Annotated in this window: 15 protein-coding genes; 5 read left to right on the top strand and 10 right to left on the bottom strand. The window is 44.1% G+C overall.

Annotation, left to right across the window (positions count from 1 at the left end; all coding sequences use genetic code 11):
• Positions 1-6 precede the first annotated feature (6 nt).
• The gene (locus Q1A18_RS01040) at positions 7-4530 is read right to left on the bottom strand and encodes a hypothetical protein (RefSeq protein WP_299576434.1); all 4524 of its coding nucleotides are present in this window, start codon (positions 4528-4530) and stop codon (positions 7-9) included.
• Between the two features lie 223 nt (positions 4531-4753).
• On the opposite strand from Q1A18_RS01040, the gene nhaC reads away from it, so the two are divergent.
• The 3 genes from nhaC to Q1A18_RS01025 all read left to right on the top strand — a co-directional run bounded on the left by nhaC (position 4754) and on the right by Q1A18_RS01025 (position 8922).
• A complete protein-coding gene (gene nhaC / locus Q1A18_RS01035; RefSeq protein WP_299576432.1) occupies positions 4754-6226 on the top strand; it encodes a Na+/H+ antiporter NhaC in 1473 nt (490 codons plus the stop codon).
• A gap of 47 nt (positions 6227-6273) precedes the next feature.
• Positions 6274-7542: a DUF819 family protein gene (locus Q1A18_RS01030; protein WP_299576430.1), complete on the top strand. Its 1269-nt coding sequence runs from the start codon at positions 6274-6276 to the stop codon at positions 7540-7542.
• A gap of 177 nt (positions 7543-7719) precedes the next feature.
• The gene (locus Q1A18_RS01025; RefSeq protein WP_299576428.1) at positions 7720-8922 is read left to right on the top strand and encodes an aminotransferase class I/II-fold pyridoxal phosphate-dependent enzyme; all 1203 of its coding nucleotides are present in this window, start codon (positions 7720-7722) and stop codon (positions 8920-8922) included.
• Positions 8923-8998: 76 nt separating this feature from the next.
• Here Q1A18_RS01025 and Q1A18_RS01020 read toward each other — a convergent pair whose 3' ends face one another.
• Positions 8999-10342, bottom strand: a complete 1344-nt coding sequence (locus Q1A18_RS01020; protein WP_299576426.1) for a BamA/TamA family outer membrane protein — start codon at positions 10340-10342, stop codon at positions 8999-9001.
• A gap of 207 nt (positions 10343-10549) precedes the next feature.
• On the opposite strand from Q1A18_RS01020, the gene Q1A18_RS01015 reads away from it, so the two are divergent.
• Positions 10550-11563, top strand: coding sequence for a GntR family transcriptional regulator (locus Q1A18_RS01015; RefSeq protein ID WP_299576424.1), 1014 nt, complete (start codon positions 10550-10552; stop codon positions 11561-11563).
• Positions 11564-11652: 89 nt separating this feature from the next.
• Positions 11653-12051, top strand: a complete 399-nt coding sequence (locus Q1A18_RS01010; protein ID WP_299576421.1) for a response regulator — start codon at positions 11653-11655, stop codon at positions 12049-12051.
• A gap of 13 nt (positions 12052-12064) precedes the next feature.
• On the opposite strand, the gene Q1A18_RS01005 is transcribed toward Q1A18_RS01010, so the two are convergent.
• From Q1A18_RS01005 to Q1A18_RS00970, 8 genes are all read right to left on the bottom strand, one after another.
• Positions 12065-12811 carry an SDR family oxidoreductase gene (locus tag Q1A18_RS01005; RefSeq protein ID WP_299576419.1) on the bottom strand — a complete coding sequence of 249 codons (747 nt, stop codon included), beginning with the start codon at positions 12809-12811 and terminating at the stop codon, positions 12065-12067.
• Positions 12812-12822: 11 nt separating this feature from the next.
• The gene (locus Q1A18_RS01000) at positions 12823-13914 is read right to left on the bottom strand and encodes a family 20 glycosylhydrolase (protein ID WP_299576417.1); all 1092 of its coding nucleotides are present in this window, start codon (positions 13912-13914) and stop codon (positions 12823-12825) included.
• 112 nt (positions 13915-14026) lie between these two features.
• Positions 14027-15232: a DUF5009 domain-containing protein gene (locus Q1A18_RS00995; RefSeq protein WP_299576415.1), complete on the bottom strand. Its 1206-nt coding sequence runs from the start codon at positions 15230-15232 to the stop codon at positions 14027-14029.
• Between the two features lie 253 nt (positions 15233-15485).
• Positions 15486-17774, bottom strand: coding sequence for a glycoside hydrolase family 95-like protein (locus Q1A18_RS00990; RefSeq protein ID WP_299576413.1), 2289 nt, complete (start codon positions 17772-17774; stop codon positions 15486-15488).
• 52 nt (positions 17775-17826) lie between these two features.
• Positions 17827-19404, bottom strand: a complete 1578-nt coding sequence (locus Q1A18_RS00985) for a discoidin domain-containing protein (protein WP_299576411.1) — start codon at positions 19402-19404, stop codon at positions 17827-17829.
• 241 nt (positions 19405-19645) lie between these two features.
• Complete coding sequence (locus tag Q1A18_RS00980; RefSeq protein WP_299576409.1) at positions 19646-21226, bottom strand: arylsulfatase; 1581 nt, start codon at positions 21224-21226, stop codon at positions 19646-19648.
• 67 nt (positions 21227-21293) lie between these two features.
• Positions 21294-23204, bottom strand: a complete 1911-nt coding sequence (locus Q1A18_RS00975; protein ID WP_299576407.1) for a RagB/SusD family nutrient uptake outer membrane protein — start codon at positions 23202-23204, stop codon at positions 21294-21296.
• 4 nt (positions 23205-23208) lie between these two features.
• The gene (locus tag Q1A18_RS00970) at positions 23209-26652 is read right to left on the bottom strand and encodes a TonB-dependent receptor (RefSeq protein ID WP_299576405.1); all 3444 of its coding nucleotides are present in this window, start codon (positions 26650-26652) and stop codon (positions 23209-23211) included.
• Positions 26653-26660: the final 8 nt, after the last annotated feature.

Below are 26660 nucleotides of genomic sequence, written 5' to 3'. Positions count from 1 at the left end.
AACCACTTATTCGGTGGCTTTCAGGCTTTCCTTGATAATTTCCAACTGCTGTTGCGGATAGTTTTCCTGTGGCTTTAATCCCAAGGCCTTTTGATAATAAAAACGCGCCATGCTGTAATCTTTGGTCAACATAGCCTGATCACCATCCGCAATCAGTTTTTCATACGCCTGCTCATCGGCACCTTTCAACTCCTTCTCAATCTGTTCAGCAACCTCATCCAGCCTGATTTTAGGATAGGATTCATCTTGCTTCACCGCAAGCGACCGGTTGTAATAAGCTCTGGCCACCGAATAATTTCGCTGAACAAACGCCTCATCAGCCTTCGCAATCAATTCCTGGTATTCCTCTTCCTTCAATTTTGAAAGCAAGGAATTGGTCAATCGCTGAATCTCCTGAAGCTGATCTTTAGGATGCTGTTCCCACGATTTAATTTCCAGCGCTTTGTTATAGTAGAATTTTGAGATGCGGTATTGTTTATCGGCAAAAGCCTGATCAGCCTGCAGAATAGCGCTCTCATAATCGGCCAGCTCTTGCTGACTCATGCTCTTATTGATAATTTCACGGATTTCATCCAATCGCTGTTTCGGATAACTTTCAGCCGGACGCTCACTCAACGCTTTCTGGTAATAATATTGAGCCACCTTGTAATCCTGCTTGCCATAATTCTCATCCGCTGAGGCAATGTAGGAGTTATAAGCCTCCCGGTCGTTGGTTTGAACAACCAGCATCGGAGCAGGCTCCTGCTCTTCAACTACAGCTTGTTCGGACACAAGCACTACCCGCTCCTTTTCTTTCTGATCAATTAACACCAACTGATTGGCCGGATATTCTTCCAGCGGTTTTACCAGCAGGGCTTCCTGATACTTCTCTTTGGCCGCTTGCCAATTTTCAGCATCAAACAACTGATCACCCAAACGAATGGCCTCCGTGTAAGCAAGCTCCCGCTCCTGAATTTTCTGATTCACCAGCAACAGTTGCTCTTTCGGATAAGTCTCATCAGGCTTATAAGTCAATGCTTCTTCGTACTGAGCTTGCGCATCCATCCAAGCCTGACTTTCAAAGTAGCGGTCACCTTCCTGAATAGCCAAGGCATAGCTAGCTTCCAGTCCTTGCTGCTGACGCAGCTGTTCCTTCAACTGCTCAATCCGGCGATCAAGCTCCGGCGAATTGGCCGGAATAATCTCTTTGGCTTCACCATAAAGAGCAATGGCATTCTGAAACTCTTCCATGGCAGCGGCCTGCCCGGCTGCCGCGACTTTCTGATCGTAGGCCAACTGAATAACACGCAAAAGCGAATCCTGCTGCGCCTTTTGAAGCTGTGCCATGCGTTCCTGAGCTTCCTGCTCAATCAGCAAGTCAATCTGGGCAATGCGGTCTTTCGGGTACTGCTCATCCGGGAAAATGGTAAGGGCACCCACCAGGAGTCTCTTGGCATCAGCATATTCTTTTTGCTCAAAAGCCTGCTGTGCTTCAGCCAGGGCTGCATCGTAACGCTCTTGCTTAGCTTGCAAAACAGCCAAACGCTGTTGCTCTTCTTCAGCAGCCAGCCGAGCCAGTTCTTCCCGCTCGGCCAATAGTTGCTCAATTTCAGCAATGCGCTGAATCGGCAACTGCTCTTCAGGTTTGTAAGAAGAAGCTTCCTGGAAAAGACGCAAGGCTTCCTCCAGCTGTTCTGCTTTAAAAGCCGTTTCAGCCTGACGCATTGTTTGTGCGTAGGTTTGGTTAAGCTCTTCCTGTTTCTGGATCTCAGCCAACAAAGCATCAATCTTAGCCATTTGTTCTGTCGGATAGGTTTCATCCGGCATCAAGGTATTGGCTTGCTGGTATAAAGTTCGGGCTTCAGCAAAACGGGAGTTATTGAATGCCAAGTCAGCATTTTTAATCTTCTCATTGTAATCCTGCTGCATCTTTTCGCGTTGCAACTGGTTCTGAGCCAACTGATCCAAGATCGTCCCAATCCGCGCAATCTGAGCCAGCGCATAAGCATCATTCGGCTTTATTTCCAACGCACTGCTGTAAGCACTTTTCGACTCGCTATAATTTTCGGACTGAAAAAACTGGTCGCCCGATGCAATCGCATTTTGAAAGGCAGTTTCACGCTCCTGTTCAACCAGGCGGTCAATTTCAGCCAGTTGTTCCTGCGGATAACTTTCCTCCGGAAGTAGCCCCAATGCTTCTTCATATCCTTGACGAGCTTCAGCATATTGTTTGGCAGTCAGAGCTGCATCCGCCCCCTGAATAAGCTCGTTGTAGGCAGCACGTGTCGCTTCTGCTGCTAGGCGCTCCTGCTCAAGTCGGGCCAAGATAGCATCAATCTCTGATACTTTTTGCTGCGGATAGGCCTCATTCGGCTTCAGCCCCAAAGCCGTTTGGTAACTGTTTCGGGCCATGACATAATTTTCAGCAGCCAACAGGTTGTCTCCTGCCTCAATTGCCGCTTGGTAGTCGGCAGCTAACTGCTCCTCTGCTTTCAGTTGTGCCACAAGCTGCTCAATGCGATCAAGCTGATTTTGCGGATAACTTTCCTGAGGAAGCAGAAGCAAAGCCTCCTGATAAGCTGTTTTTGCCTGCTCATACAATTCACTTTCAAAAGCCTGATCTGCCTGTGCAACCAGGGCATCAAACTGTTGCTTTTGCTCCAGCTGAAGGATCTGATCTTCGGTAGCTGCAATCCGGTCTTTCACCAACTCATTTTCAGGCTTAATGGCCAGGGCAGCCTTGAAGCTTTCCAGTGCCGCCGGGAATTCGGCACGACCAAAAGCAGCTTCTGCTGTCGTCATCAATGTATTGAATTGTTCATCCAGTTGTTGCTGCTCGGCAAGTCGGGCCAGAATGGTATCAATCTCCCGAATCTGTGCCGCCGGATAATCCTCTTCCTTCAATGCCAGTGCCTTGGTGTAGAGTGATTTCGCCTGCGCATAAGTTTCACCAGCCATGGCCTCGTCTGCCCGACTAATCAAGTCGGCATACTCATTTTCCATCGCAATACGAGCCAGTTGCTCATCCATTTCCTGCACCCGATTTCTCACCGTTTCATCTTCCTGAATAAGCAATGCCTGCATCAGAAGCTGCTTGGCCTGTTGGAAATCTTCCTGACTAGCAAACATCGTAGCCTGCTCAACCAATTGATTGAATTGAGCCAGCTGAGCCATGGTTTTATCAATCTCAGCAATTTGCTCCTTGGGATAAGTTTCATCAGGCAAATAGCTTAGTGCCTCATTGAAAAGCGACTTTGCCAAGCCCAGATCTTCCTCTTTCAATGCTTCTTCTGCCTGTGCTACTTGCTGGTTGTAATTTTCACGATTCTGAATGGCCAACAAAGAGTTTTCAGCATCAGAAATTCGTTGCAGCGCTGTTTCATCGTTGGGCATAAAGGTTAACGCCTGACGGAAAGCATCAACAGCTTCCTGGTAGTTCTCCCTGCCAAAAGCCTGCTCCCCTTGCTCCATGAACTCTTTATACTGCGCTTCCCGCTGAGCCAACTCCTGTTGCGCAGCCAGCTCGGTATCTATTTTAGCGATTTGTTCATTGACATAAGCAGCCTCAGAAGGCTTGACCTGCAGCGCTTCCTGATATAAACTTTTGGCATCTTGCAAGCTACCTTCGGCATAAAACTCTTCGGCCCGTGTGATTAAATTCTGGTATTGAGTATCCAATTGCTGCTGAGCCATCAACTCTTCAGCCCGGGTAATCTGAGCCGTGGCATAAGCATCTTCCGGTTTCAATTCCAATGCTTCACGGTAAGTATTTTGAGCCTGCTCATAATTTTGACTAGTCATCAGGCCATCCGCCTGCCTGATTTTTTCCTGGTAAGCCTGATCAGCCTGTTGCCGTCTTTCCTCTGCCAATCGCAAGGCACTCATCAAATCATTTAACTCCGCAATGCGATCACGCGGATAATCGCGTTCAGGGAAAAGACTGCTGGCTTGCTGAAGCTGCTCAATGGCCGCTTCATAATTTTCATCGGTAATTAAATTATTGGCTGCAGTGATAGCTCGTTGATAATCGGCTTCACGCTGAGCCTGGGCAGCTCGCTGCTCTTCTGTTAAAGCCTGCTCCTGTGCCCTGGCATTAGCAGCCTGTTCGGCCAGTTGAATATCGGAAAAGTAAACTTCAGAATCGAAATTATCAATACTTCCGTTGTAAAAAACCCTTCCGGCAGGTTTGTAGGTAAAACTTTTGTCAACTCCCGGAATTTCACGCACCAGTGACACGTCAATTTCAAAAGGAGGAAACTCGCTGTTTTCATCCAGCACTTCCTGCGGAATGTGGGTCGAAACAATGATCGTTTTTTTGTAGTAACCGTCTTTAAAGAAGGTCATGGTAAACTCATTGTTGTAATCGAATTCAAACCGAAAACGGCCGTTACGAGGCGGCGTAAAGGTTTCCTGCTCCTCGCCGTTTTTTAAAATTAAAATCTTGACATCACTGTTATTGCCATCATCGGTACTCAACCGACCAATCACTTCCAAAAAAGTACCTTCCTGAGCATAAGCTTCCCCCAAAGCGCCCAAGCTTAACAGTAACATAAAAGTCCGAATGAAAATTACCCCCAACTGAATTCGCATAATTTGCTTTTTCCTTCTTTTTTTCCGCTATGCGAAATAACATAACGGTTTACTTTTCCTGACAATTTAAGAAATTATCTAAAATTAATGATTAATTCTTCCCATCAAAACGTCGATTGGAGCCTGCAAATTTCTAATTTTTAGCATTTATTGCGTTATTTGCACTCCCTAAATTTTAGCCCAAATGGTATCGACAAACAGAACACCCTCTTTAGCGGAGGCTTTGCTACCCATTGTTTGCCTGGTAATTCTTCTCACAATCAATGTTTTTGTGTTTGAAGACACCTTGGCAGGCTCAAATCAAATTGCCTTATTATTGGCTGCAACAATTGCGGGCATCATTGTCCGGCGCAATGGCCAAAAATGGGAGGAAACTAACCAGCATGTCGTCAAAACCATTGGATCGGCCATGCCTTCCATGCTCATTTTGTTGCTGATTGGTTCGCTGGCCGGTACCTGGATGATCAGCGGCATTGTTCCGGCCATGATTTATTATGGCTTGGAAATCATCAATCCGAACCTGTTTTTGGTAACTGCTGTAATTGTAAGCGCTCTGGTTTCGGTGGCTACTGGCAGTTCGTGGTCAACCATTGCCACCATTGGCGTAGCCCTGCTGGGCATCGGCAAAGCCATCGGATTCAACGAACCCCTTGTTGCCGGAGCCATTATTTCGGGCGCCTATTTTGGTGATAAAATTTCCCCCCTAAGCGATACGACCAACTTGGCACCAGCCATGGCCGGAACCGATTTATTCACCCACATTCAGTACCTGCTATTTACCACCATACCCAGCTTAATCATTACGCTTGTGTTGTTTTTAGTCATTGGATTCAATTATGAGTTCCACTCCTCCATCCACGACATTGAGCTGGTAAAAGTAGCGATTGAGGAAGTTTTCAATACGAGCTCCTGGCTGTTTTTGGTTCCTGTGATCTTGTTCGGCATCATCATCATGAAAGTTCCTCCTGTTCCATCTCTAATGATTGGCACCATACTGGGAGCGATTTTTGCCGTGGTGTTTCAACCCGATCTGGTACGCGAAATTGCTGGCAGTGGAATGAGCTATACCAAAGCGTCGTATGTCAGTTCGATGCAAGCCATGTTTGGCGATGTTTCCTTATCAACCCACAATGAAAACGTCAACCACTTGCTAAGCACCAGCGGCATGCGAGGCATGCTCGACACCATTTGGTTGATTCTTTCAGCAATGGTGTTTGGAGGAATCATGGAAGCTGGAGGTTTGCTGTCGCGGATTACCCGTCCCATTATGAAGATGGCCAAATCAACCGGAGCATTGGTAAGCTCCACGGTGGGTACCTGCATTTTTTTCAATGCCACAGCTTCGGATCAATACCTGGCCATTGTCGTACCCGGGCGCATGTACCGCAAAGCCTATGAAGACCGGAACTTGAAGCCGGAAGTGCTAAGTCGTACGCTGGAAGATTCCGGTACAATGACTTCCGTTCTGATCCCTTGGAACACCTGTGGGGCAACGCAGTCGCGCGTATTGGGCGTGGCTACTTTCGACTACCTCCCTTACTGTTTCTTCAACTTAATCAGTCCGCTCATGAGCATCTTGTTTGCCTATTTCAACATTAAAATACGGCGGTTGGTCAGTCGTCCCGCAAAGGCTGAAACGCAAAATGAAGCCATCTAACAAAACATTTTTCTATATTTACCGCAAATTATCTACTCCAGCTTATCATGATTCCAGGCATAGTGTTGATCACCTTTTATTTTGCTTTCCCAGTTTTACTAATTTACCTTACCCATATTTCGAAGTTTTGCAGTAAGATTGGCGCTGTTGTAATGGCCTACGTCATTGGCATGTTACTGGGGAATATCGGCATTTTTCCGAAACAGTCACAGACTTTTCGGGAGCTGCTTGCCAGTAGCACCAGTCTGCCGCGTGATCAGGTCAACGAATTGTTTCAACAGGGAATCATTACAGAAACGGATGTAATTGCCAACAACATTGCCAGCCTTCAGGATTTAATCATGACTCTGGTGATCCCACTTGCCATTCCCTTGCTTTTATTTTCACTCGATATCAAACGCTGGTTGAAGTTGGTCAAAAAAGCTTTGCTCTCGCTGGTTTTAGCCATGCTCTCCTTAATAATTGTCATTTTTTCCGGATACTTTCTGCTGCATCACGGGCTGGCCGAAGCCTGGAAAGTAGCGGGCCTTCTCGTTGGAATTTACACGGGAGGAACCCCCAACCTGGCAGCCATCAGCACAGCCCTTGAAGTGAACCCCAATATTTTTATTCTGACCCATACCTATGACATGATGCTTGGAGCCGTTTGCCTGATTTTCTTTATGACGGCAGCTCAGCGACTGTTGAATTCCTTTTTGCCTTCCTTCCGGGAAAACGCTCACATCCCGGCCAATGAGCTTAGTTTAAACAGCCAGCAAATGGATAATTACCGGGGAATGCTGACCCGCAAGGGAGTGCCTCAGCTACTAAAAGCCTTAGGCATATCCGTGCTTATTTTTGCAGTGGCAGGAGGACTTAGCCTACTAGTTGCTCCTTCTGCTCAAATGGTGGTTGCCATTTTAACTATCACCACGCTGGGCCTACTCTTCAGCTCCATTAAAAAGATTAACCGTATTCAAAAAACCTTTCAGCTAGGCATGTATTTCATCATTGTCTTTTCGTTGGTCATTGCCAGCATGAGTGACCTGAGAAGCATGTTTCAGATTGAATTTCTGAACCTTTTTCTTTACGTGGCACTTGCCGTTTATGGCTCAATGATCATCCATGTCATTCTCTCGCGTATTTTCAAAGTGGATACCGATACGACCATCATTACCATGACCGCCTTGACCTTTTCGCCACCTTTTGTACCGGTTGTTGCCGGAGCCCTGAAAAACAAGGAAGTCATCATTTCCGGACTCACGGTAGGTATTTTGGGCTATGCTTTCGGAAACTATGTGGGCGTGGCCATTGCGTTCTTTCTGAAAGGCTTTTAACCGCTACCGAAAGCTTACCCCCTTCTCGGCATACTAACATTTTCTCAAGAAAAAGTAGAAAGTAAGACAATTTCAGTTCCTCTGCAAGATGTTGAACAATAGCCCCAGGCCTGTTCAAATATCATGCTTTTTCAGGTTCGCTTCGTTTAAATTGAAGCAAATTTAAACGATAAAACTATGGCAACCTATGATCCGGCAAGCCGCATTCAGAAACTTCGGCACTTTGGCGAATTTGGCGGCGTAAATCCCTCCATCACCGATTCCTCCACCTACACCTTTTTGCATGGCGATGATATGTTTGAAACGTTTCTGGGGCACATGGAAGGCTGCTTCCTGTACTCGCGCCACTGGAACCCAAGCAACAAATACCTGGCCGATGCGCTGGCAGCCATGGAAGATACCGAATCGGCCTGGGTTACTTCTTCGGGGATGGCGGCCATTACGTGTTCGCTCCTTCAATTATGCAACACAGGCGACCATATTGTAACCAGCGTAACCACCTATGGTGGCACGTTTGCCTTTCTGAAAAATTACCTCAAAAAGTTTCAGATTGAGGTCACTTTTGTCAACATTTCGGACCTGGAAAGCGTGGAAGCCGCTATTCAGGAAAACACCAAGGTGATTTATACGGAAAGTGTCACCAATCCCTTGCTACAGGTTTCTGACATCCCCAGGCTGGCTGCCATTGCCCGGCGCCACAACATCAAACTTATGGTTGATAATACGTTTACTCCCATGATTATCTCGCCAGCCCGACTCGGTGCCGACATTGTGGTTTACAGCATGACCAAATTCATCAATGGAAAGAACGACTGCGTAGCTGGTGCCATTTGCGGAACCAACCAATTCATTCACGATTTGTCGAATGTAAACGACGGAACCGCCATGCTGCTTGGCCCGGTGCTGGATCCGCTACGTTCATCATCCATTTTGAAAAACATACACACCCTGCATTTACGCATGAAGCAGCACAGCCAAAACGCCCAGGTATTGGCAGAGAAGCTCAATAGAAGCGGAATTTCCATTACGTATCCGGGGCTTAAAAATCATCCGCAACATGAGCTACACAGCCAGCTGATGAATCCGGAGTTTGGCTATGGCGGCATGCTGGCGATTGATGCACACACGGTAAAAAAAGCCAACAGCCTGATGCAAAAAATGCAGGAGCAGGATGTGGGTTACCTGGCTGTCAGCTTGGGCTATTTCAAAACCCTGTTCAGCTGCTCCGGAACCAGTACTTCCTCGGAAGTGCCTGAAGACGTGCAGCGCCAAATGGGACTCTCGGAAGGGCTGGTTCGCTTTTCGGTGGGCTTGGACAACGACATCGAAGCAACGGCTGAAACCATCCTTCAAATTTGTCACGAGGAAGGCTTAGCCTAAAACAGAAAAAAGAAGGAGAGCCGGCCTTAAAACCAACTCTCCTTCCCTCTTAAAAACCATTGATCAACTCAGCCTTTTAAAACAAGTAATTCAGGCCCATGTACAAGCCCGAATCCCCATCTCGCTTATCGGCCGCCATCCCATAGTCGATGGCTATTATAAAGTTTTCATTCATTGCTACCCGAACACCTACCCCATAGGAAATGTGCATCGCTTCACTGTCTGGATTAAAGTAATCCTTTGGATCATTAGCCAAGCTGAAGGCATTAAAAACATCGGTATCCAGATTGAGTACCGTCTTTTTGGTAACTCTTCCAAAGTCTGTAAAACCATTAAGTCCGATGTAAAAGTTATTATTCAGCAGTTGAAGACGGGCAACTTTCCAACGCAATTCAGCATTTCCAAAGAAAATACCATCGCCAATCACCCGGTTACGCCGAATGCCGCGAAGCGTTCTTGAGCCTCCCAGCCCTTCTGAAGTAGAGCCCGTCATGATGGAGGTAATCACCTGCGACTGGTAGTAAAACGGCACCTCTCCCCCCAACGTTGTTTGATATACCAACCGATAAGCAAACGACAAATCCTTTGGAACCAATGTAAAATACTGCCGGTGCGTCAAACTCAGTTTGCTAAACGAGCTTTCGGCTCCCAACACCTTGGGCGAAACCACCAGCACCGCTTCCGACCACTGCCCGCGCATCGGATGAGGCTTATTATCGCGGGTGTCAAACACCAAACCTCCTTTAAAAACAGGAACAAAACCTCCATTGGCCTCCTCCGCTGAAATCAGGCCCCAATCCAGGTATTTATCGTACAAGCCGTCAACATCAGGCAATAGGTCATCTTCTTTTTTCCCTTTGTTCAGCTTCTCCAGATTTACCGGAGCCACCTCAAAGTTCAGCAAATTCATCCCGCCAATCCAACGAAATTTTGAACCGACAAGCTTTCCCTGCAAGTCAACCTTGAACCGAAACATTTTCCGGTCATAGTCATAAAACACACGCGACACGTAATCCTCCGATTCGTCATCCACCCAGGAATCATTAAACACCGCATCATAGCCATTAAAACCATAAAAATCGTAAGCCTGATCCGTCAGATAAGTTAAATCAACCGAGCTTTGAATCCCTTTAATCAGCTGATCCGAATCGTAGTAAAAACGGTAAATTCCGCTTCCTTTGGTGAAGCGGGAAACTTCAAAATAAAGCGAATGGTTATACTTCGGGTACCTGCTTCCATCACCATAATGGTACAAATTGACCAGCGCACCGTATTGAAACCCCAAGTCGGTGTCAAAAGTTACAGCCGGCAGGGCACCAAAATTCCACCCCTCTTTTACGAGTTCTTCTTTGGTTTCAGTCTGTGAAAATGCAGCCAGGGAAAGCCAGGGAAAAAGCAACAGAAAAAGTCCTTTCTTCATTCTGAATAAATTTAGTCTGAAACGAAGATAATGGTTTTTTGACAGGAGAAAATCCGGTCTGAAAAAAATACCTGTAAGCAAGAACAAATCCTCTTGTTGCCCGATAGTGAAATAATCACAAATATAAACCGGATCATTCATGGCGAGATGGTGGGATTTCTTATTTTTACAGAGCATACGCATTAGTTAAATTTGCAAGAGAATACCATGACTCAATTTTCAAGGATAGATTCTGATTCTGAAGTCCCCAAGTACAAGCAAGTGGAAGAGCTTATCCTTTCCGACATCGAAACAGGCATCTTTAAGCACGGACAACGCATTCCATCCATCAACGAAACCAGCGAAGAGCTGCTGCTTTCGCGCGATACGGTTGAAAAAGCCTATGTTCGTCTGAAAGAAAAAGGTGTTTTACTGGCTGTCCGCGGAAAGGGCTACTACGTCAACCGAACGGCTGTGGGGAAAAAATTGAAAATAGCCCTGATATTTAACAAACTAAGTAATTACAAACGAAGTTTATACGCCTCCTTTGTCTCTACCATTGGCTCCAAGGCAAGTGTAGATGTGTTTATCTACAATTATGATTTGACGGAGTTTGAAGATATTATCAACAACAACCTGACGAACTACGACTATTTTGTCATTCTTCCCCATTTCAGAAATGAACATGCGGATATTAGTTCGGTGGTGAAAAAAATTCCCAAGGAAAAAGTACTGATTATTGATAAAAACCTGGAGGCATTGCGGGACTACCCGGTTGTTTATCAGGAATACGACAAAGACATTCAGCAGGCTTTGGGCCAAGCGCTGGACCTCTTAAAGAAATACAAACGCTTGAACCTGGTCTTTCCGACCAACGAATATTACTCCATTTACATCAGCCGCGGATTTCAGATTTTCAATCAAATTCATGGGTTCGAATACCAAATTCTGAATTCGCTTAAAGAAGAAAGCCTCAACCAGCACGAAGCTTATATTCTTATCTCGGATAATGACTTGTATGAGCTGATCAAGCTGGTGAAGCAACGGGGCTGGACAGCCGGAAAAGACATTGGTATTTTGTCGTATAACGACAGTCCGGTAAAGGAGCTGCTTTGTGAAGGAATTTCCACCATTTCAACCAATCATGATCAAATTGGGCAGATGGCTGCAGAAATGATCCTGACCAATGACTTTAAGCGAATAAAAAGTCCTTTTGAGTTTGTTCGGAGAAATTCCCTGTAATAAAACCACTATTTTGAATTGCGAAATCAAAAGGAAACCATTAACTTGAATACATAATTTCCTCTTATTTTAACTTGAAACCTAGTCTGATGAATTCAAACCTTATTCATATCCTGATTGCCGAAGATGAAGAATTTAATTTTCTTTACCTGGCCGAAGTTCTCAGCGAGTTCAATGTCAAGCTTTATCGGGCCAAGGATGGTTTGTCTGCCGTAGAAATCTGCAAGTCAACCCCTGAGATTGACCAGGTTCTGATGGACATTCGCATGCCAGTAATGGATGGCTACACGGCCACCAAAGAAATTAAAAAGTTCCGGCCCAACCTGACAATCATTGCGCAAACTGCTTATGCCATGGAATCAGACCGGCAACGGGCACTGGCCGAAGGCTGTGACGATTACATCTCGAAACCGATTAAAGGGAACGACCTGATCAGCATTGTGGAAAAACATGCTCCCAGCCGCTGTCCGCTTCGGGAAAAAGTGTAGGCTTCCAATTACCTTACTGATAGATCATTTTCCGGGTCATTCCACCATCGACTACAAAGTTCTGGCCCGTGATAAAATCATTCTCCGGATTTAACAGAAACAGCACCATCCGGGCAATGTCTTCCGGTCGTCCCACCCGACCTGCAGGGTGTTGCAGATGATCTCCCGGACTTAGCGTCTCGGGCTTGAGTTCTGATTTTTTCTTGATTCCGGACACGTCAACCCAGCCGGGACTAATGGCATTTACCCGAACATCCGGCGATAAGCTCATTGCCAAAGCATGAGTCAGCGAGAGCAATCCGCCTTTACTGGCCGAATAGGCTTCGGTATTTGCCTCAGACTGCAAGGCACGGGTAGAACAGATATTTATAATTGTCCCCTTGGCTTTTTGAAGGGCTGGAGCCGCATACTTCGCACACAAAAAGGGGCCGGTCAGGTTTACCGCTAAGGCCCTGTCCCAGTCCTCCAAACTCAGATCAGCAATTGGCCCATTGCGATGAATAACCGCATTATTCATCAAGCCATAAACACCCCCAAAGAATTCCTCCGAAAACTTAATTCCGGACTTGACCATGGACTCATCAGCCACATCCACCTTTAAGAGCAAAAGGTTCTCGTTTTCCATTTCAGCCTCCAGTTCTGCCAAGGCTTCATCATCCACTTCAAAAACAGTTACCCCATAGCCGGCCTTAAGCAGTTCCTGAACGGTTATTTTTCCAATCCCCTGTCCTCCTCCAGTAACAATAATATTTCGTTTCATTCTGAGCTTTCCTAATTCGACGAAAGGTTTTCTATTTCTTTAAACATAGCTCGAAAACACTTTGAAGCCGTGTTTCTTGTACTGCTTTTTTCATTGTAAAATTCTTTCATAAAGGCTCCTGCACCTGACCATACCGTTTGCATCATTCCTTGATAACGCGGTTTCATCTCAGGAGTGGCAGAAGCTCTAAAATCAAACATATCGCGCGTTTGAGCAATCGCATTTTCTGGGTGTCTCCACGGGCAAGTCACTACATTCAAGCCTTTTATGGCGAAGTAAACGGCAGTTTTATCGGGACGCTCATAATGCCAGTCACAAATCATGACGCTTTTATCAATCAAGTCAATCGCCCGGTGCGTATTATTCATGCTCGCCTCCCACATGCCCATGCCAGTAGTCTTCCCGTCCAACAGCCGATCGCCCCAGATCCACAGCTGACGATCGTTTAAATCCAGGTAATTTTGAATTTTATTGACTTCGCCAGCAAATAGTTCAGCCTTATCACGGCCAGCACATCGGGGACATTCTTCATCGCCAATATAGAACACCTCATCCATCCCTGCATGAAAAGCGTCCGCTTCGAAAACCTCACAAATTTCATCAACCAAGTCGAATACAACAGCATGCACTTCGGGATGCAGTGGACAGTAGCTCTTGCAATACAAGCCATCCTCATTGGGCCACTCATACTTTTCGGGTAACTGAACATGTGGCGTTTCGTCAAACTCCGGATAAACTTCAAGCAGCTTTTCCAAGCGTGAATGCCAGGATTGATGCCCCAATAGATTTATTTGAGGAATCAAACGGATGTTGTGTTTCTGACATACTTCAACCATTTGCTTCACATCCTCTTTAGAAAGTGCTACTTCATTTCTGAGCTCCGGATGACTTTCATATTGATAGTTGTAATCGACGCGCAGCACCAACACATTGACCTGCCGAGGCGCCAGTTCTTCGTCAATAAAGCGGACAAAGTCTTTGACTTCTCCAACTTGCGGAGCTCCAATACAAAAACCGCGAATTGGAAGCGTTTCACCTGCCTGAACATTCAATTGAATGCCTACAAAAAACATTAATACCAAAAATAATTTGAAGTGTTTCATCTGTTTAGTTTCATTCGTTTTTAGCGATTAAGCCATTTCGCAGCAAGATTTCAAAAGCATTTAGAAGTTCAAGCTTTGTCAATCAGGAAAAGAGAATAAGTTAGCCTTCGTTCTATAATTTTAATCGAATATTGATTCGCGCTAACAACGCAGCAAAGCCCACCATGGCAAAAGCCCACACCAATGATCCTGCAACAACCAACAACTGACTATCTTCTTGCTTGTAAAACAAAATAGGCAAGCTCAATCCCCAAATCAAGTAATAAAGGATATCGGGCGCCAGGTAAGTTGTTAAGGAGTTTTGTCCGGCTGGTAGAAACACTCGCGACCATTGCTGTTTTTTCCAGACATCGAGCACCAGGTACAACAAGGCAAAAAGCAACATGCTAATGCCATTACAAAGCATTCCCCAGCTAGGAGTTGCCTGAATTTTAGAAACAATAAACCACTGCCGCAACACCAAGCCAGCAACTAACGAAGTGATCCCCATCGCCACGAGAATCATTAAGAACCGTTGTTTATTCTTTCCTTGCTGCTTGAGCAACAAGCCAACTACCAAGCCAGCCATAACTATTGAAGGAGTGCTCCCTGACAGGAGTACGCCAAAAACAGGTTTGATTACATCCAACCCTCCAAGTAACTGTAGCTGCGACAAAACATTCAACACAAAAAACAATAACCAGCCAGCCACAATTCCCAACATCCGTTCGCCAACAATTAAGAATGTGACGGAAGCTGCAAAGTACCCCCAGCCAATCAGTCCGAGGATTCCCCACCAGCCTGTTCGCAGCCACTCCACCTGCCCGGGTTCTCCGGCTCGGTATATCGCAACCAAGGCCACCAAGCCTAAAACACCGAGGGCTTTCAATCCCATGAAAAGCTTTTTATAATTTGGATTTAAAGGATATTTGTTCCAAATGAGAAACACGCACAGGTACATCAAGATCGCCCAGACAAAACGGTTCATTCCTGTAAACTCCGGATTAATTCGTCCGGCATTCAGCATCAGGACACCAATAATTAGTAAACTGATAGTACGCACCAAAATGTGTCCAAGGAGTTGTGGTTTACGGTCTCCTTTCTTTAAACGAGAGGCAAAAGCAAAAGGGACCGAGAGTCCTACCATAAAAAGGAAACCGGGGAAAACCCAGTCGGCTAATCCCATTCCATCAAAATCGGCAGGGGTGTGAACCATCCATTTTGGTGCTCCGGGCACAAAAAGGTCATTCACAAAAAGCATTAAAAAAAGAGTTAAACCACGCATGATATCTATCGAAAGCACGCGCTGCAGTTTCGTTAAGCTTGCTGTTTGTTCCATAGGTTTTTTAGTGAATCTAAAGCTAATTAAAAATCATCTGAAAAACACACAAAACACCTTCAAGTATTTTGGTGCCTCTGTTGGCTTATAAATCCGGTCGATCAGAATAAAAAAACCAATCTCTACAGTCATTGATTCGTGGAAATCCACATTCGACTGAAAAGATTGGCTTTTATGTTGGAGTAACAAGCCATATGGATAGCGACAAAACGCTCTCCCCTTTTGTGCTTGCAATTCTAAAGCTATTTCATACCTATTTTAGGGTCAACTTAACCGCTTGTCCAGCCTCCATGTTAATCTTAATTATCCCTGAATCAAGAGCAAAATCAGCACCGTCAACGTTGAAATCATGATTCCCAAAAGGATTATGAAGTTTAAACACTCCTCCTTTTTCTGATTTTACATTTACTGAAACTGGCACCCCTTCCTGCTTTTCAGCTGATACTAAAAAAGCGCCCTGCGTACGTAAGTGTTGAAAGCTAACGTCTTTCCAATCCGCTGGAATCGCCGGAAAAATTCTTACGACTCCGGTATGGCTTTGGATTAACATATCCTGCACACCGGCTGCAAAAGCAAAGTTCCCCTCCAAGGTAAATGGACGATAAGTCATTTTTGAGTGCCCGGCTTTACATTGGTCGCCATTCACATGAAATGAATTTCGCAAACAAAAGCATTCAGCAAAAACACGAAGCGCTTCTGCTGCTTTCTCTCCTTCGAAAGCCCGTGCGTAAAGGTTTCCTTGCCAACTATACGAATAGCCGGTCCAATAATCTGGTCCCTGTTTTTCGAGGTTCTCCAGTGTATTTCGGATAATCTCCTGATCTTTTTCCCCCTTTGAAAAATCAATTGTTCCTAAGGGATGGTATGCCATCAGGTGCGAGAAATGGCGGTGCGACTCGTTATAAGGGAACTCCGGGGCGAACATCAATCCTGTTTCCGAATCAACAGCCAACTCTGGCCACTCTGAAAGTATTTGCAACCAAGCGTTGCGTTCTTCTTGCAATCCCAATTCACCTGCTAGCTCTGCTGCTTTCTCATACGTCCAGCGAATCAAAGCCAAGTCAAAATTCGTAGTTTCTGAAAACCAAGCTTTAGCCGAGTTATTATAGATCTCGGGGCTCGAGCTCATTTTCAGTTTTCGCGTCCCATCCTCCGCTTTGATGGCCATATTATCAAAAAACACCGCCACATCTTTCAACCAAGGATAAGCACGTTCTTCCAGGAAGTCGCGATCCATGGAATATTTCCAATGCAGGTAAAAATGATGCCCCAACCAGGCAGCCACTGTTTGTCCCATGGAGTACTGGATCCAGCCACCCATTGGCTCTCCTTCTAAGGTACTCACCCCCGGAACATTCATTCCTTCAACACCGAAATACTCCTTGGTGTATTTCTTAAATGTTGGCCGATACTTCCACAACCAATTCAGAAAACCTTCTTCCAAGTCCAGGTAATTTCCGGTGTAAGATGGCCAGTAGCTTAGCTGGGTATTTAAGTCGTGGTGAAAATCGCCTTTCCAAGGTGGTAACTTCCCATGGTCTGCCGTCCAAACAGATTGTAAGCAAATAGGGGGCGCATCGGGCCTTGCAGCGGATCCAAACTTATACATTTCCAAATCATATTGGCGTTGTAACACCGAATCAGGAATGCTAATTGCTGACTTTGCCCAATAGCTTTTCCACCATGCCAGATGTTCTGCTAAAGAAGGCTCAAGTCCCTGGGTCAATTCCTTCTTTACCCACTCACTTGCTAATGGTTGACTATCTTTTTTATCATTTTCAGAAGAAACCGACCAACAACCTTCTAAGCTGTTTTCAGTCTGCTGCCACGAGGTATGGATCTGGTACGAAAAATCGCCCCATCCGTGCTGGTTGTATGTCAGGGAGTTGTTGTCTTTAGTAATTTCGCCCTGCTCATATCCCAATTGATTCAAGTCATTTCGTGACTGGCTGGTATGACCTTCATTATTCTCCCGGTTGTACGCTGGCGAAATAAGCTCAATTCCCAAGTCGTCAGGCAAATTCTCAAAGCGGTACCAACCAATTGGCTTCTCTGCATGCACAAAAGTCGTTAGCTTAGCACCATTTTCCCAAGAAACCACACAGGACGCCGTTTCTAGATCCAACTTCACTTCTTTTACAGTACCCAACTTTTCAATATCAAACTCCAAGGCGCCAGCTGGGATTTTAGAAGGAGCTGGCGACTGATTATAAGGTGTATCAAATACCTCTTGTACTTTTTTGTATTCTCCGGCTTTCCAGTGTTCATAGACATCATCAAACGTCCATTTATCAAAATCGATGTTTGCCATTGGGCGTAAATCCCAAAGATCTGCACGATCAAGTGAAAAACGCAGCTTGCCTTCTTTCTGCCAGACGAGTGCACCGACCATGGCATTCCCCAAAGGCATCGCTTCATCCCAGGTAGCCGCCAGATCATTAAACACTAAATTATTCTTCGGATTTTGTTCCGGCTCCTCTTTGGCCACACACGAGACCAAGAGAGCAAAGAACAAGACAATCAGGGTAGATCTCATATTCATTCAATTAAGTAGTTAGTAGATTTCGGCAATATAAGTAAAAAGTCGATCCCAACTAATTATTATAGGCATTAAGCTCGGCCAAATGTGCATAATTAAAATCACCATGAGAATTGTTGGTCACCAATTTCATATATCTAAACGACTGTACTGCTGTGAGATTTATGTTCTGGATGTTTTGCATTTGCGCTAATGAATACGTTCCCAAACTCGTCCAATTTTCCCCATCGTCACTTTTAAACATTTCAAAATCCTTAATGGCACCATTCAGGTTAGATCTGTTTTCAAAAGCAAAGCCTTTCACGGTTGTTAGCGTTCCCATATCTAGCACAAACTCGTGCGGATGACCAGGTAATGTGCTTTTCCATTCGGTATGCCAAAAAGTAGCTAAATCGCCATCTAACATGCCTGAAGCAGGTCCATTGTCTTCTTCACTATCAGCATAAATAATCGACCAAGCGGATCTATCTAATAGGTCTTTTGTATTGATGACTTCAATTGTTGGGACATTATTTACAAATTCATATTCATAAGCTCTGGTAACCCTCGATCCGTTTTCATGAATAAAGCCAATTCTCAATTGGTATTGACCATCCAGCTTGTAAAAATCCGACAATGGGCATTCGATATATAAACTATCCTGCCCAATAGGCAGTGATGTGAAAGAAGGCGCATCGTAATCCTGGTTAGCTGCTCCAGCTGGATATGGATCGTGCCACACATTAATGGCAGCGACCATTCCGTCGGATGTAAAATTGCCTGAGATTATGATTTTATTGTTTTCAACTTTTCCTCTCAGGTTCGTAATATTGGTCGTTACTTTGGAGTACCAATCGGATCTTTCATCCGTGCTGAATGTTTGTGAATTGGCAAAAATGGCAGCATGAGCCGCTGTAATGAAGGTCGGTCTTTTCCCATAGGTACCATTCCCAGTCCCCATCAAAGCGGTTCCCAGCGTCGATTGCACACTATTCCACTCCTTATTGTGTGGTGCATTAAGCCCATGGCCTAACTCATGAACCAACCCACCGATCCATTTAGTCGCCAGATTTCCCAAGTTATTATCTTGCCCCAAGTATTGCACATCCTGATACTCATAATCGAGAGCAAAACAATACTTTCCATATCCATAAAACGGAACACCGCCCGGGTTTAACGGATCTCCAGACGTAGATGGTAAAAGAACAAGCGTATGTTCGCTTTTCTTTTCATCAGGATGCTCATTGAAATAGGCGTTTAGTTCATTAACAATAACTCCACCTCCACCACTGTATGGATAAGCACTTTTCCCTTGCTTGCCGGTAACAGTTATAAGATTCAATTTTCCATCACTTTTGATGTCTAATCCAAAAGAAGTTCGTCCAAACCCCTCCCGTTCCAAGTTAACAGCAAAAAACTCCTGAGCATCAAACATTATTTCCTCAATACGAGTTTCATAATCAACAACAGGAACCATATCATTCGGAACAAAATAAACGACATTAAGCTTGTATGGATTATCTTTCCATTCATTGTCTACAAGCTTGTCAACCTCATCCGGACCTGCTTCTTCTTCCAGACTAGTCACACTATCCGTTGAACAAGAAGCTAACATCAGCAGTAGTAGAAGGTAAATAATATTTATCTTAGTCATTTTTATACATATTTACATTAGTTAAGCTATTATATGCTTACTCCAGAATAGATTTCAACCTAACTTCTCCTTGAATGCTCTCTTTGTTCAAACAATAGACTTTTCTTGTTTGACTTGTGCCTCAAATCTTAGTATTTATACTTACTACTGAGCGGTACAAGAGCAAAATAAGAAATAATTCAATCTGCCTTGATTCTACTGCAATTCAAATGATTAGTGGTTTAGAAATATTGAAGTCTGATTAGTTCGGATCAAGTTTCACCATTGGAAGTACAAATTTCTGGTAAGTGAATAGCCCATTGGCCAAATCACCATTGCACTCTTTCGTTAAGATTGCTTTTAGTTCTTCTACTTTTTCCGGAAACTGATCCGCCAAATTGTTTTCTTCCCGATAATCATCAGGTAAATAATACAATTGAAAGATATCTTTAGAGTAGTAGTTCCGAAGCTTCCACCCCTCCTTGGTCACGATCGTTCCTCCGTACATGGACGAATTAATCGTGTAATCATGTTCTGTCGTTTTATCCGCTCCTGTTAGTATTGGCATGATCGAGATTCCATCTTTTGCTTCCTCCAATTCGACGCCCAGTAAATCGGCAAATGTAGGTACCAAATCATAGTTAGCCACCAGGTTATTCGCCTCCTGTCCGCCTTCAATTTTCCCGGGCCATTTTACAAGCAAGGGAATGCGCAATCCTCCCTCCCAGTTGTCATACTTTAACCCGGCCATGCCATCATTGCCATTAAATACATCGCCTCCCAGCTCGGAATAAAACTTCGTTGTAATATTATCAAATCGTTCTCCGGTTTGCATATTTCGAACCGGCTTGAGAATTCGTCCTTCCTGAGAGTAGTAGATTTCATGCCCGTTATCTGAGCTAAAAATGATCATGGTGTTTTCTTCCAAACCGAGCTTTTCCAGCTCCTGCATGATTACGCCAACGTGGTCGTCCAGCATTTTCACCATCGAAGCATATTCCTTTTCGATTTGAGTCAAGCGATCGTCATTCTTAAAGTCGTCATGTACCTCAGGAATGGCAACCGGACCGTGTGGTAATTGTGTTGGATGGTACAGAAAAAACGGTCGGTCTTTGTTTTCGCGAATGAAAGAAAGCATCTTATCCAGAAACAAGTTTTGAGAATATAAACTCTTGCCTTCCATATTCCACCGTTCCTTATACGCTTTTGGCGTTTCCCGCTCGATTGTTTTTCCGCAATCTTTTCGGGTATTACCCGGGATATCAATTTTCTGTCCATTTTCGAACATATAAGGGGGGTAAAAACCATGGGCCATCACATGATCGAGATAGCCATAGTAATAATCCCAGCCATGCTGTTTCATTTCTTCAAACGAAACCGAAAAGCCCCATTCCAACTTGCCTACCTGACCGGTTGTATAGCCTGCTTTTTTAAACACTTCGGCCAGTGTTGTTGTTGATGTGTTTGAACTCCCGACCTGCCTGTCCAATGCCTGCGAAACTTCATCAGCCGTAACGTCGCCATCAAAAACCTTTTTGTAAGCCCCTCCGCTCGTAATCTGCCACTTATCGGTATGGCAATCATGGTAGCCGGTTAAAAGGCTTGCCCGTGCCGGTGCACAAAACATACATCCCCGAACATTGCTAAACCGGATTCCTTCTGCTGCAATCCGGTCAATATTCGGTGTTTTTACGATTTGTTGTCCTTCATGCGATAATAGGCCACGTCCCAGATCATCGGCATAAATGAAAACGACATTGGGCAACTTATCTTCAGGCTTTTCTATTGCCTGGCATCCAGCCAAGCCGGTAACACCTGCAAGCGCTAAAAAAAATTTATTCATATGTAAACTCTATTTAAACCAAGTGGCCTTTATTCAAAAATAAAAGCCACCTGGTCTCAAAAATAATTTATTGCCATCCTGGATTTTGCTCCAGGTTCTCATTCAGTATCAACTGCGTTTTAGGTATCGGATTCAGATTGTAATAATCTTGCCAACCTTTTCCTTGCTGGACAAAATCGCCAACACAAACGACACGCCCTACATCATCCGTTGTGACTGATGCATCAGGATTTACGTCATCTGTTGTTACAAAAATGGAAGCATTTCCAAAATACTCATCTTTTTCCAATGCTGCAACACGTACCCCTAAAGGCCTTTGATTTATATAGTATTCGCCTCTGTTCCATCTTCTGATATCATAAAACCCGAATCCTTCTCCCAATAGCTCAACCATTCGTTCCCGGCGTATTTCCCAAGCCACTGGATCAACCGCCGGATCTCTTTCCGGATCAAATGAGGCGTTTATTTCACTCACATTCATGGCTGCTACATTGGCACGGGCTCGCAACTTATTAATGGTCAAATCAGCAACCGACTGATCAAATTTACCCAACTCGTAAGTAACCTCGGCATAGTTCAGCATGATTTCTTCAATATGAAAAATCGGACAATCTGTTACAGCAAATCTTCCTCCGGCCTGAATGGCAGCCTCATTGTAGGTATTATAGTACATGTAGAAGTAATAGCCTCCGTAATTACGCATGGGTCCCCACGAGTTGGAAGAGGTTTGAATCATTGGAACTCTGGAAAGAAACTGAGGCTGCCAGGTATGCAACGGAAATTGGTGGTTGGCATCGTTAATACTGTTCATATAATCAATGTAATAACGATCTTTCGGATCCATTCCTTCAGTCCACCACGAGTCCCGGTTTGCATCGGTTACAGCAACACCATTTCCCTTATTGGTTTTATAGGGAGGAATACAGCGCCAGTACAACCGATGATCGCGATTTTTAAACTCATCATTGACAGTAGCATTGGCACCAGCCCCCTCGTAAAGATCGCTTGTTGCAACTGGTTTCCCATCCTGACATAAGTATCGCGCAACAGTGCGTGCATGCAAAGATGCTTTTTGTCCTCCTCCTCTTTCAAAACGTGGCAAAGATGACATTTCAAGATCCTGCGCCAATTCCTTGTATAAGATAATACCCGGAACTTTCGATAAATCATCCGAGGACCACAAATCAACAAAATTAGTTGCGATTGTTGGATAAGCATCAATTAAGAGCTTCGAAACACGCTCACACTCTTTCAGGTAAACATCAGCATCCGAAAGTGAATGGTATTTCCGCCAAGTGCCTTCAAACAAACAGAAACGGGACAGGAGTGCTCGTACGACATCTTTGTTTATCGTATTCTCTCCTTCACCTTTTTCTTTTATATTTTCTTCTGCATATTTCAGGTCGCGCAAAATATTACTTGCCACCTCATTACGAGGCGTCCTTTTTCCATACAGAACCTCCAAATCATCATCCTCAACAACCTCTTCCAACCAAGGCACGTCTCCATAGCGAGCCAATAAATCATAGTAACGGTAGGAACGAAAAAACAATCCGACAGCTCGCCAGTGATTTTTCTCTTCTTCACTCATCTGTGAACCGTCAATATTGCGAAGCATTACATTTACTTTACGCATATAACTGAAATCCCAGGCATTATCCATATTCGTAGTAGAAGAAATATTATTCCACTGCCAGTCATTGCGTTGAACATTCGTACCATTACTCATATACAGGTAATTTGCATAAACATCTCCCAATGCATGCGTATAAACCTGAGCTCCGGTTCCAAGGTATTGTCTCATCTGAGAATTTGCAAAGATACCGTATAAGCCCCAGGAATAGGTTTTAAAGTTGTCATACGAAGCAAAAGCTGTTTTTTCAGTCAATGATGTCTTTGGCGAGTACTCCAAGAAATCATCATTACACCCAACCGAGCTTATAATTAACGAGAAGAATAAGTATTTAATGAATTTCATGATTTTATAGATTTAAGTTTAGACCAAAAGAGATCGTTCTGTATTGTGGATAAGTCCATCCCAAATTCTCAGGATCAATTCCTTCTGGAAGATGATCGAACGTAAACAGGTTTTCTCCACTAAAAAACACCTTGACATTATTTAAACGAATTCTATTCAGAATGCTTTTGGGTAAGCTGTAGCTAAGTGTGATATTCTTGACACGTAAATAAGCGGCATTACTCAGGAATTTATCCGACACCCGTTGATTGGATCCCTGTGAACTTCCGGCATTCTCATAGATACGCCCATAGTACGCATTTTGCGTATTTTCAGGTGTCCAGATTTTGCCAACCTGGTCGGCGTAAACGGTACCATATTGATTTGCCATAGGGAAAATAATATTTCCACCTATCCAGGCATCCCGTTTTCCAACCCCTTGCAGGATAAAAGACAATCCAAAATTTTTCCAGTCTGCTGAACCATTTACGCCATACTGGTAGCGAGCACGATTGTTACCAATAACCTTTCGGTCGCCCGGATTACTTACAGTATTATCCCCCGTATCAATTCTATTTTCACTGGTTTCATCATCCATTAAGTTTTTAAACTTAATGTCTCCTTCATGAGAGGTAATCCCCCTGATACTAACAACATCACTATTTAAAGCCCCGTTTGCATCAAAGTCATCTGCGGTATAAAAACCATCAGTCACATAGCCCCAAATCTCACCAATCTCCTGCCCTTCATAATAGGGTGCAGATAATAATTTGGTCTCATTTTTATACTTCGTAATCGTTGAACGGGAATCATAAATGTTAAATCCAAGCCCATATTTCACATTGCCGACATTACCTTTCCACTTAAGTGCAAACTCCCAACCATTGGTCTTCATATCAGCGGCATTTTGTTTAGGAGCAGTTGCTCCGGCAACAGCAGGAAGTTCTTCGGCTGGCCCCAACATTCCGAGGGTGTTGCGCTGAAAAATATCAAACGAACCACTGAGTTTGTTATTTAGGAAGCCAAAGTCAAGCCCTCCGTTAACCGTATTTACCTCTTCCCAGGTATAATTAGCACGAACCATTGGCAAACCGCCCATGGTTTGAGGAATAAGACCATTATAGATCCAGTTACCATCAACAACGGGGAAGGTAGGCAGGAAGCCATAGTTCCCAATATTCTGGTTACCCAGCGTTCCGTATGAGCCTCGTAACTTTAATAAAGAAATGGTTCTTTTCGTTGACTCCATGAATGATTCTTTTGCGAGATTCCAAGCGGCTGACACCGATGGGAAAAAACCAGCACGAAAATCAGTAGGAAACTTGGAAGACAGGTCATAACGGCCATTAAACTCGACAAAATATTTCTGCGCATAGTTATAATTAAATCTGAAAAAGCCACCTCTAAGGGCATACTCATTGTAGCCATCGCTAGTCTCTGGTGGCGTTAACCCATTGGTTCCACTCAAAGAAGGAAGCTCATTATTAATCATATTGAATGCCTTTGAATACAAGTATCTGTAATCATTGTATTCCTGGTTGTAGCCAATGACTCCTGACAGGTTATGCGACTCTCCTATTGTTCGTTCGTAATTAGCAAAAGCATTGATCGTTGTGTATTTTGTTGTAGCCCTTGATGTTGAAAACGGACTGGTCGTGGTTGATGGTTTTATACTCTCAGCTAATCCTTGGTGAACCTGAAAATAGTTGGCATAATCCTGATTATCCGTCAAACCAATTTGGTAGGAATATTCGAAAATAGCTTTTAAGCCTTTTAACGGCTTAATCTCAGTACGTGAAAAAATCCGAGTATTATCACTCACCCTTTCTGACACATCAACTTCTTTGATGATGTTGGCCGGAGTCATCACCAGGTACTCATCTCCATCTGTTCCGTATGGCAGCGAACTATCCGGATGATAAGAGGGAAGATTAGTTGGCCACAGCCCTAACTCACTACTTCCGTCCAGATGAGGATATTGCTTATCACCAGTATTGTATTTAATATCCAGAGATGTTGTTAACCATGATGTAATGTCTCCACTCACGTAAGAAGAAACATTGGTTCTTTTAAACGCATCTTTATTCGTGACCAAAATACCGTCTTCATCGGTATAACCAAAAGAAATTCGATAATTGATTTTTTCGCTTCCTCCATGCACCGAGATGTTATGTGTTTGTTTCCACGATGGTTCAAACATATCGCCCATCACATCGGTTTGTTTCAGAAAGTACTTGGTTCCATTGGCTTCGGTCCAGCCCAGCGGATAGGCTGCCGGATTATTTCGGTAGTCCTGAAGTAAATCAATATAAGTATCAATATTTTGCCCCGACCAGATAGATGAATACTCTCCATCCTTTAATGTTTGAATCATATCGGAAGGTGCAGCCAGTTCCGGAAGACCATTCACGGTTGATATCGCAAAATTATTGTTGTAGCTAATTGAAAGATTCTCATCTCGCTTCCCTTTTTTTGTTGTAATCAAAATGACTCCAAAAGATGCACGAGCCCCATAAATGGCAGCCGATGAAGCATCCTTTAAGATAGAAATACTCTCGATATCATCCGGATTAATTAGGTATAAGTCATTATAAACAACATTATCGACCAACACCAGCGGAGCACCGCCATTAATTGACTCCAAGCCTCTGATATTAAAATTATTTCCACCTCCTGGAATCGCTGAGGACGAGGAAGTAAAGCCCGGAACAGCACCTTGTAAAATGGTTCCCAGTCCAGTAACCGGACGGTCACCCAAAACTTCCTCCATTTTCACAGCAGAAACAGCTCCCGTCAGGTTTACTTTTTTCTGGGTTCCATACCCTACGGCAACCACTTCTTCAATGCCAATAGCATCCTCCACCATAGTGATATTAAGCACGCTTTTGCCCGAAACAGCCAATTCTTCTGTTCTCATTCCCACAAAAGAAAAAACCAAAATGGCATCTGCCGGAACATCTTTAATCGTATAGTTTCCGTCAAAATCAGAAATGGTTCCCTGAGTAGTTCCTTTAACAATCACAGTTACGCCGGGAAGTGGTTGGCCTGAAGAATCGGTTATTTTCCCGGATACTGCTTGTGCTTGCTGAACAACTGACTCCGAGTTCAGATTGGTTAAAATAATCTGTCTCTCTCTAATCAGAAACCGGGTATTTGTTTGGTCAAATAGCTCATCCAAAATTGCTTCTACTTTTTGCTGTTTGACCTCCAGGTTGACCTTCCGATCAACATTGATCAGATCCTGGTTGTAGAGAAAATAATAGTCCGACTGGTTTTCAATTTCATTTAACACATCAACCAAACGCACATTTTTTAGATTCATTGACATACGGGCCTGCTGCGAGAAACTGTTTAGTGCCGAAACCTGTAATATGCCAGTCAATAGAAATAAAACGATTAAACGCATAATCCTAAATGTTTTTTTTAGGGCACACCAATAGAGTGCCCCACTTCTTTGTAATTTTTTCATAAATTTAC

Source organism: uncultured Sunxiuqinia sp., from assembly GCF_947495665.1.
Classification (GTDB): Bacteria; Bacteroidota; Bacteroidia; order Bacteroidales; family Prolixibacteraceae; genus Sunxiuqinia; species Sunxiuqinia rutila.
This window is presented reverse-complemented; position numbering and strand designations above follow the sequence as displayed.

Excerpts from the sequence above, each read along its gene's own strand:
- Q1A18_RS00995 (WP_299576415.1), bottom strand. The coding sequence starts at position 15,232 with ATGGAACAAACAGCAAGCTTAACGAAACTGCAGCGCGTGCTTTCGATA.
- Q1A18_RS00980 (WP_299576409.1), bottom strand. The coding sequence starts at position 21,226 with ATGAATAAATTTTTTTTAGCGCTTGCAGGTGTTACCGGCTTGGCTGGA.
- Q1A18_RS01020 (WP_299576426.1), bottom strand. The coding sequence starts at position 10,342 with ATGAAGAAAGGACTTTTTCTGTTGCTTTTTCCCTGGCTTTCCCTGGCT.
- Q1A18_RS01000 (WP_299576417.1), bottom strand. The coding sequence starts at position 13,914 with ATGAAACACTTCAAATTATTTTTGGTATTAATGTTTTTTGTAGGCATT.
- Q1A18_RS00990 (WP_299576413.1), bottom strand. The coding sequence starts at position 17,774 with ATGAATATGAGATCTACCCTGATTGTCTTGTTCTTTGCTCTCTTGGTC.
- nhaC (WP_299576432.1), top strand. The coding sequence starts at position 4,754 with ATGGTATCGACAAACAGAACACCCTCTTTAGCGGAGGCTTTGCTACCC.
- Q1A18_RS01030 (WP_299576430.1), top strand. The coding sequence starts at position 6,274 with ATGATTCCAGGCATAGTGTTGATCACCTTTTATTTTGCTTTCCCAGTT.
- Q1A18_RS01010 (WP_299576421.1), top strand. The coding sequence starts at position 11,653 with ATGAATTCAAACCTTATTCATATCCTGATTGCCGAAGATGAAGAATTT.
- Q1A18_RS01015 (WP_299576424.1), top strand. The coding sequence starts at position 10,550 with ATGACTCAATTTTCAAGGATAGATTCTGATTCTGAAGTCCCCAAGTAC.
- Q1A18_RS00975 (WP_299576407.1), bottom strand. The coding sequence starts at position 23,204 with ATGAAATTCATTAAATACTTATTCTTCTCGTTAATTATAAGCTCGGTT.
- Q1A18_RS01040 (WP_299576434.1), bottom strand. The coding sequence starts at position 4,530 with ATGTTACTGTTAAGCTTGGGCGCTTTGGGGGAAGCTTATGCTCAGGAA.
- Q1A18_RS01025 (WP_299576428.1), top strand. The coding sequence starts at position 7,720 with ATGGCAACCTATGATCCGGCAAGCCGCATTCAGAAACTTCGGCACTTT.
- Q1A18_RS00985 (WP_299576411.1), bottom strand. The coding sequence starts at position 19,404 with ATGACTAAGATAAATATTATTTACCTTCTACTACTGCTGATGTTAGCT.
- Q1A18_RS01005 (WP_299576419.1), bottom strand. The coding sequence starts at position 12,811 with ATGAAACGAAATATTATTGTTACTGGAGGAGGACAGGGGATTGGAAAA.
- Q1A18_RS00970 (WP_299576405.1), bottom strand. The coding sequence starts at position 26,652 with ATGAAAAAATTACAAAGAAGTGGGGCACTCTATTGGTGTGCCCTAAAA.